Genomic DNA, 6,161 nt, shown 5'->3' with positions numbered 1-6,161 from the left:
TGCACCGGTACTTCTCGATGGCGCCGAGGAAGCTGTCGAGGTCGAAGCGGGGCAGCACGACGACCGTGGCGCCCTTCCGCAGCGGGGCGTTCATCGGCCGGCGGGGCCCCGAGAACGGGCCCGCCGGCCGCCGCGCCGTGTCGTGCGTGCCTCAGCCCACGCCGGCCACGTTCCGGCTGCGCTGCTCCTGGCCGGGGCCGCCGTACGGGTAGTCGGCGGCGCCGGGGTCGCTCACCTTGTCCAGCCGGGCGCGTTCCTCGTCCGACAGCCGGAGGCCTGCGGAGGCGAGGTTGTCGTCCAGCTGAGCCACGGTCCGGGCGCCGAGGATCACCGAGGACACGGCCGGCCGGTCGCGCACCCACGCGAGCGCGACCTGCGCCATGGGGACGCCGCGCTCCTCGGCCACCGCGCGCACCTCGTCGACGACGTCCCAGGTGCGCTCGACGCTGCCGCGCCGGTCGTACGCCTCGGTACCGCGCTCGGGGTTCTCGCCGAGCCGGGTCGCGCCGGCGGGCCGGGCGTCCCGCCGGTACTTCCCGGTCAGCCAGCCGCCGCCGAGCGGGCTCCACGGGAGCAGGCCGAGCCCTTCGGAGACGCAGGCCGGCACGATCTCCCATTCGATCTCGCGGGAGACCAGGCTGTACTGCGGCTGGAGGGTGACCGGGCGGGCCAGGCCGCGGAAGTCGGCGACGTCCACGGTCTTCTGGAGCTGCCAGCCGGTGAAGTTGGACAGCCCGATGTAGTGGACCTTGCCCTGGCGCACCGCGTCGTCCAGGAAGCGCAGCGTCTCCTCGACGGGCGTCAGCGGGTCCCAGGCGTGGACCTGGTACAGGTCGATCGTCTCGACGCCGAGGCGGCGCAGCGACGCGTCCAGCGCCCGGTGCAGATGGCGGCGGGAGAGCCCGGCGCCGTTCGGGTCCCCGGCCATGGGGAAGCGGCCCTTGGTGGCGAGGACGACGCGGTCGGTGACATCGGCGGGGCGGGCGGCGAGCCAGCGGCCGATGATCGCCTCGGAGGCGCCGGCGGTGTAGACGTCGGCGGTGTCCACGAGGGTGCCGCCGGCCTCGACGAACCGGTCCAGCTGGGCGTGCGCCCCCGCCTCTTCGGTCTCGTGACCGAACGTCATGGTGCCCAGGGCCAGGGCCGAGACGGCGCAGCCTCCGGTCCCGAGGGTGCGGTACTCCATGTCAGGTGCTCCTTCCGTGCGGCCGGTGATCACAGGGCGAGCCACACCGCCTGGTCCGGTGCCAGCCGGCCGTCCGCGAGCGGGCCGCTGGCCAGCAGTACCTCCTCGTGCCCCGGGAGAGGGTACGGCTCGGCCGAGAGGTTGACGAGGCACAAGAAGCCCGGCTCGCGCTGGAACGCGAGGACGCCCGCCGGGGTGTCGAGCCAGGTCATCGTGCCGTCGCCGAGCGCCGGGTGGTCGCGACGGATACGCAGCGCGCGGCGGTACAGCGCCAGCATGGAGTCCTCGTCGCCTTCCTGCGCGGCGACGCTCAGCTCCCGCCACAGCGGCGGCTGGGGCAGCCAGGGTTCGCCTGCCGCGTCGTCCGGGCCGAAGCCGTACGGCGGGCGGTCACCGGACCACGGGATCGGCACCCGGCAGCCGTCCCGGCCGCGGTCGGTGTGGCCGGACCGCTCCCAGGTGGGGTCCTGGAGCACCGCTTCGGGCAGGTCCTCGACCTCGGGGAGGCCCAGTTCCTCGCCCTGGTAGACGTAGGCGCCGCCGGGCAGGGCGAGCATGAGGAGGGCTGCGGCACGGGCGCGGCGGGTGCCGAGGGCGAGGTCGAGCGGGCCTTCGGGCCGGTAGGTCTCGTTGGCGACCCACTTCTTGACGACCTTGCGGCCGTAGCGGCTGGGGTGGCGCACCACGTCGTGGTTGGAGAGCACCCAGGTGGCCGGGGCACCGACGGCGCCGAGCATGGCGAGGGAGTGGTCGATGACCGCGCGCAGCTCCTTGGCGTCCCAGCTCGCCATGAGGAAGTCGAAGTTGAAGGCGGTGTGCAGACCGTCCCGGCGGACGTAGGCGGCGAGCCGTTCGGGGGTGTCGGCCCAGGCCTCGGCGACGAAGGCGCGGTCGCCGGGGAATTCGTCGGCGACCCGGCGCCAGGCGCGGTAGATCTCGTGCACCTCGTCGCGGTCCCAGTGCGGGTGGTCCAGGTGTTCGCCGGGGATGCGGTCGGCCGGGGCGGGGACGGCCGGCAGGTCGGGCAGCTCGGGGTGCTTGACCAGGCCGTGGGCGACGTCGATGCGGAAGCCGTCGACGCCGCGCCGGAACCAGAACCGCAGGATGTCCTCGAACTCGGCCAGGACGTCGGGGTGGTCCCAGTTGAGGTCGGGCTGCTCGGGTGCGAAGAGGTGGAGGTACCACTGCCCGTCGGGCACCCGGGTCCAGGCGCGGCCGCCGAAGCAGGACCGCCAGTCGTTGGGCGGCTCGGCGCCGCCGGGGCCGCGGCCGTCGCGGAAGACGTACCGTTCCCGCTCGGGGCTGCCGGGCCCGGCGGCCAGCGCGGCGCGGAACCAGGCGTGCTGGTCGGAGGTGTGGTTGGGCACGATGTCGGGGATGACGCGGATCCCGGCCGCGTGGGCCTCCTCGATCAGCGCCTCGGCCTCCTCGACGGTGCCGAAGCGCGGGTCGATGGCCCGGAAGTCGGCGACGTCGTAACCGTGGTCGGCCTGCGGGGACTCGTACCAGGGGTTGATCCAGATCGCGTCCACGCCGAGCGACTTCAGGTACGGCAGGCGGGAGCGGATGCCGGCGATGTCGCCGATGCCGTCGCCGTTCCCGTCGGCGAAGCTGCGGATGTAGACCTGGTAGATGACGGCGTCGCGCCACCAGGGTGCGGTGCGGGTCATGGGGCGTACTCCTTGTACGGGCGAGGTACGGGCGGTCTGGCTACTTCGCGGCACCGGCGGTGAGGCCGGCGACGATCCGGCGCTGGAAGAGCAGCACCACGATCACGAGCGGTACGGTCACGAGCACCCCGGCCGCCATCTGGCTGCCGAACGGCGTCTCGAACTGGGTGGCGCCGGAGAACTTGGAGATCGCGACGGGCGCCGTCTGCATCTCCGGCTTGTTGGTCATGGACAGGGCGATGAGGAATTCGTTCCACGCCGCGATGAAGGTGATGATCGCGGTGGTGAACAGGCCGGGTGCGGCGAGCGGGACGATGACCCTGCGGAAGGCCTGGCCGCGGGTGCAGCCGTCGACCATGGCGGCCTCTTCCAGCTCGTCGGGGAGCTGCCGGAAGAAGGCGGTGAGGTTCCAGACCGCCAGTGGCAGGGTGAAGGACATGCTCGGCACGATCATGGCCTGGTAGGTGTTGATCCAGCCCAGGCCGACGAAGAGCTTCAGGAGCGGCACGGCGATCGAGACCACCGGGAACATCGAGGTGGCGATGATCAGGGTGAGCACCAGCCGCTTGAGGCGGAACTCCAGCCGGGCCATGGCGTACGCGGTGAAGGTGGCGAGCAGCAGCGCGAGGCAGGTGGTCACGCCCGCCACGACCAGGCTGTTGAGGAGGGCGCGGGTGAAGGCCTGGGCGGGGTCGAAGACCGCGCGGTAGTTCTCCAGGGAGAGCGGGGACGGCAGCGGGGAGTTGTCGAAGATGTCGGAGGTGCGGCGCAGGCTGGAGACCAGCATCCAGCCGAACGGCGCGAGGCAGTAGGCCACGACCGCGGCGACACCGAGCGACAACAGGCACGTGCGGAGGCTTGCCGGAAGCGTCATGCCGCAACCCCCTGAGTACGGCGCGGCAGCCGCCGGCGGCGCCGCGCGGGCCTGCCGTCGTCCCCCACGAGGTCCGCGCCGAGCAGCCGTACGAAGGCCAGTGCGATGAGGAACACGTAGACGAAGAGGATCACCGCGTATGCGGAGGCGGGGCCGAACCGCACGTTGGCGGCCTGGTCCTGGGCGAGCATCGACAGCGTCTCCACCGAGGTCTTCTGCGCGCCAATCAGGATGTACGGCAGGTCGAACATGCGGAGCGCGTCGAGCGTGCGGAACAGCACCGCCACCAGCAGCGCGGGCTTCACCAGCGGCAGGGTGATGTGCCGGAACCGGCGCAGCACCCCGGCTCCGTCGATGCGCGCCGCTTCGTACACCTCGTTCGGGATGACCTGAAGGCCGGCGAGGACCAGCAGGCCCACGAAGGGCGCGGTCTTCCACACGTCGGCGACGATGACGGCGGCCTTGGCATGGAACCCCTCGGTGGTCCAGAGCACTTGGTGGCCGATGAGGGCGTTGGCGATGCCGTCGCTGTGGAAGATCCAGCGCCAGAGCAGCCCGGTGACGGCGGTGGGGATGGCCCACGGGATGAGGATGCTCGCGCGGATCAGGGCGCGGCCGCGGAAGGCGCGGTGCATGATCAGCGCCATGGCCACCCCGATGAGGGTCTCCAGCAGGACCGTGGTGGCGGTGAGGAAGGTGGTGTTCCAGAAGGCGTTCCAGAAGCGTTCGCCGGCCTCGCCGAAGATCGCGGCGAAGTTCTGGAGGCCGACGAACGGCTCGCTGTCCTCGACGAATCCGGTCTTCGGGTCCAGCCCCCGGGTGCCGTACAGCGACTGCTTCAGGGCGACGAGGGTCGGGTAGAGCACGACGACACCGAGGACGAGCAGGGTGGGCGACACGAGGAGCGCGGCGAGCCGGGCGGTGCCCGCGGTGGCCCGGGCCGGGTGGCGGCGCGCGGGCGCGGTGGGTGGTTCTCTGCGCGCGGCCGACGGTACGGGCCGGGCGGGCGTCTGGGTCTCGGCCATCGGGGCGTGGCTCCTTACTCGGCCACGGGCTGCCGCAGCGCCCGCTGGAGGTCCGTGAGCGCCTGGGCGCTGCTCTTCTCGCCGGTCAGCGCGGCGTACGCCTCCCGCTGCACGGCCGCGGTCAGGTCGCCGTACTGGAAGACACGTGGGCGCGGTACGGCGTGCAGGATCGACCGCTTGAGGGTGGGGAGGTAGGGATACGTCTTGACCAGGGCGGGATCCCGGTAGAGGGACGCGTACGTGGGGGCTGCGGGCGCGTACTTGAGGGAGAAGCGCTGGTTCTGCTCGTTGGTGAAGAACTTCATGAAATCCAGCGCGGTGGCCTTGTTCTTCGCCGATGCGGTGAGCGCGAGGTTGTGGCCGCCGAGGCTGGAGGCGCCGGGGCCGTTCAGACCGGGCAGCGGGGCGACGCCGAACTTCCCGGCGACCTTGCTGGAGCCGTCCTTCTTCGCGGCGAGCGGATACATGTACGGCCACTGCCGCTCGAAGACCAGCTTCCCGTCCTGGAACGCCCGCCGGGCGTCCTCCTCCTGGTAGGTGATGGCCTCCTTCGGGGCCGTGCCGTCCCGGAGGGCGTCGACGAGGAAGTCGAGCCCGGCCCTGGCCTGCGGGGTGTCCAGGTGCGGGCGGCCGCGGGCGTCGGTGACGGTGCCGCCGGCCGAGTGGACGACCTCGGCGACGTTGACGGTGAGCCCTTCGTACTTCTGGAACTGGCCGGCGTAGCAGGACATCCCGCGTGCCTCGGGCAGCTTCCGCACCTTCGCGCAGTCGGCCTTCATCTCCGCCCAGGTGACCGGCGGTCTCTCGATGCCGGCGCGGCGCAGCAGGTCGGTGCGGTAGTAGAGCATGCCGCCGTCGGAGGTGGCCGGGACCGCGTAGAGGCCGCCCCGGTAGGTGGCCGTCCCCACGATCGGGCCGAGCATCCTGTCGAGCGGGAAGCGGTCGGCGGGCAGCCGGTCGACCCAGCGGTGGGCGGCGAACTCCGTGGTCCAGACGGCGTCGAGGGAGAGCACCGTGAACGCGTCGGACTTGATCTCGGCGTTCTGGATCATCTGCTGGCGCTGCGCGTCGGGGTCGGTGGGCAGCTGGACGAAGGTGGCCTTCTCGTCCGGATGCGCTTTGTTCCACCGGTCGAGCACGGCCTGCACGGTGCCGGTGGTGTCCTTGCCCGCGACGTACGTGATGGGGCCGCGGCCCTCGAACGTGCCGGGCTTCCCGGCGGGCGGCGCGCCGCCGGAGGTGCCGCAGGCGGTCACGGCGGTGAGTCCGACGAGCCCGGCACAGGCGCTCCGGACGGCTCTGGTGGTCCTGGTCTTCACTGTCTCTCCTGGCAGCTGGGCTCCGCATCGGAGTTCCGTGCGGTGCGCCGACCGTGTGACTGCGCTGTCATCCGTGTCCGGGCAGGC

Annotated in this window: 5 protein-coding genes; all 5 read right to left on the bottom strand. The window is 72.1% G+C overall.

Features of this window, described 5'->3' with window-relative positions; translation table 11 throughout:
• Window positions 1-151 precede the first annotated feature (151 nt).
• From ABZ840_RS35435 to ABZ840_RS35415, 5 genes are read right to left on the bottom strand one after another with little or no spacing between them, the layout of a single operon-like run.
• Window positions 152-1,186 (bottom strand): aldo/keto reductase, encoded by a 1,035-nt coding sequence (locus ABZ840_RS35435; RefSeq protein ID WP_361567446.1) that lies wholly within the window; start codon window positions 1,184-1,186, stop codon window positions 152-154.
• 29 nt (window positions 1,187-1,215) lie between these two features.
• Complete coding sequence (locus ABZ840_RS35430; protein WP_361567443.1) at window positions 1,216-2,856, bottom strand: glycoside hydrolase family 13 protein; 1,641 nt, start codon at window positions 2,854-2,856, stop codon at window positions 1,216-1,218.
• A 40-nt stretch (window positions 2,857-2,896) separates the two neighbouring features.
• A complete protein-coding gene (locus ABZ840_RS35425) occupies window positions 2,897-3,730 on the bottom strand; it encodes a carbohydrate ABC transporter permease (RefSeq protein WP_361567441.1) in 834 nt (277 codons plus the stop codon).
• Window positions 3,727-4,755, bottom strand: a complete 1,029-nt coding sequence (locus ABZ840_RS35420) for a sugar ABC transporter permease (protein ID WP_361567438.1) — start codon at window positions 4,753-4,755, stop codon at window positions 3,727-3,729. Before ABZ840_RS35420 ends, ABZ840_RS35425 begins: the two co-directional genes overlap by 4 nt.
• A gap of 14 nt (window positions 4,756-4,769) precedes the next feature.
• Window positions 4,770-6,074, bottom strand: a complete 1,305-nt coding sequence (locus ABZ840_RS35415; RefSeq protein ID WP_361567435.1) for an ABC transporter substrate-binding protein — start codon at window positions 6,072-6,074, stop codon at window positions 4,770-4,772.
• Between the last annotated feature and the right edge of the window lie 87 nt (window positions 6,075-6,161).

This window comes from Streptomyces sp. NPDC047117, from assembly GCF_040643545.1.
Lineage (GTDB): Bacteria > Actinomycetota > Actinomycetes > Streptomycetales > Streptomycetaceae > Streptomyces.
Note: the sequence above shows the minus strand (reverse complement) of the source record. Positions and strands in the feature narration are given on the sequence as shown.

Bases quoted from the DNA above. Each gene is read 5' to 3' on its own strand.
- ABZ840_RS35435 (WP_361567446.1), bottom strand. From the start codon at position 1,186: ATGGAGTACCGCACCCTCGGGACCGGAGGCTGCGCCGTCTCGGCCCTG.
- ABZ840_RS35430 (WP_361567443.1), bottom strand. From the start codon at position 2,856: ATGACCCGCACCGCACCCTGGTGGCGCGACGCCGTCATCTACCAGGTC.
- ABZ840_RS35420 (WP_361567438.1), bottom strand. From the start codon at position 4,755: ATGGCCGAGACCCAGACGCCCGCCCGGCCCGTACCGTCGGCCGCGCGC.
- ABZ840_RS35425 (WP_361567441.1), bottom strand. From the start codon at position 3,730: ATGACGCTTCCGGCAAGCCTCCGCACGTGCCTGTTGTCGCTCGGTGTC.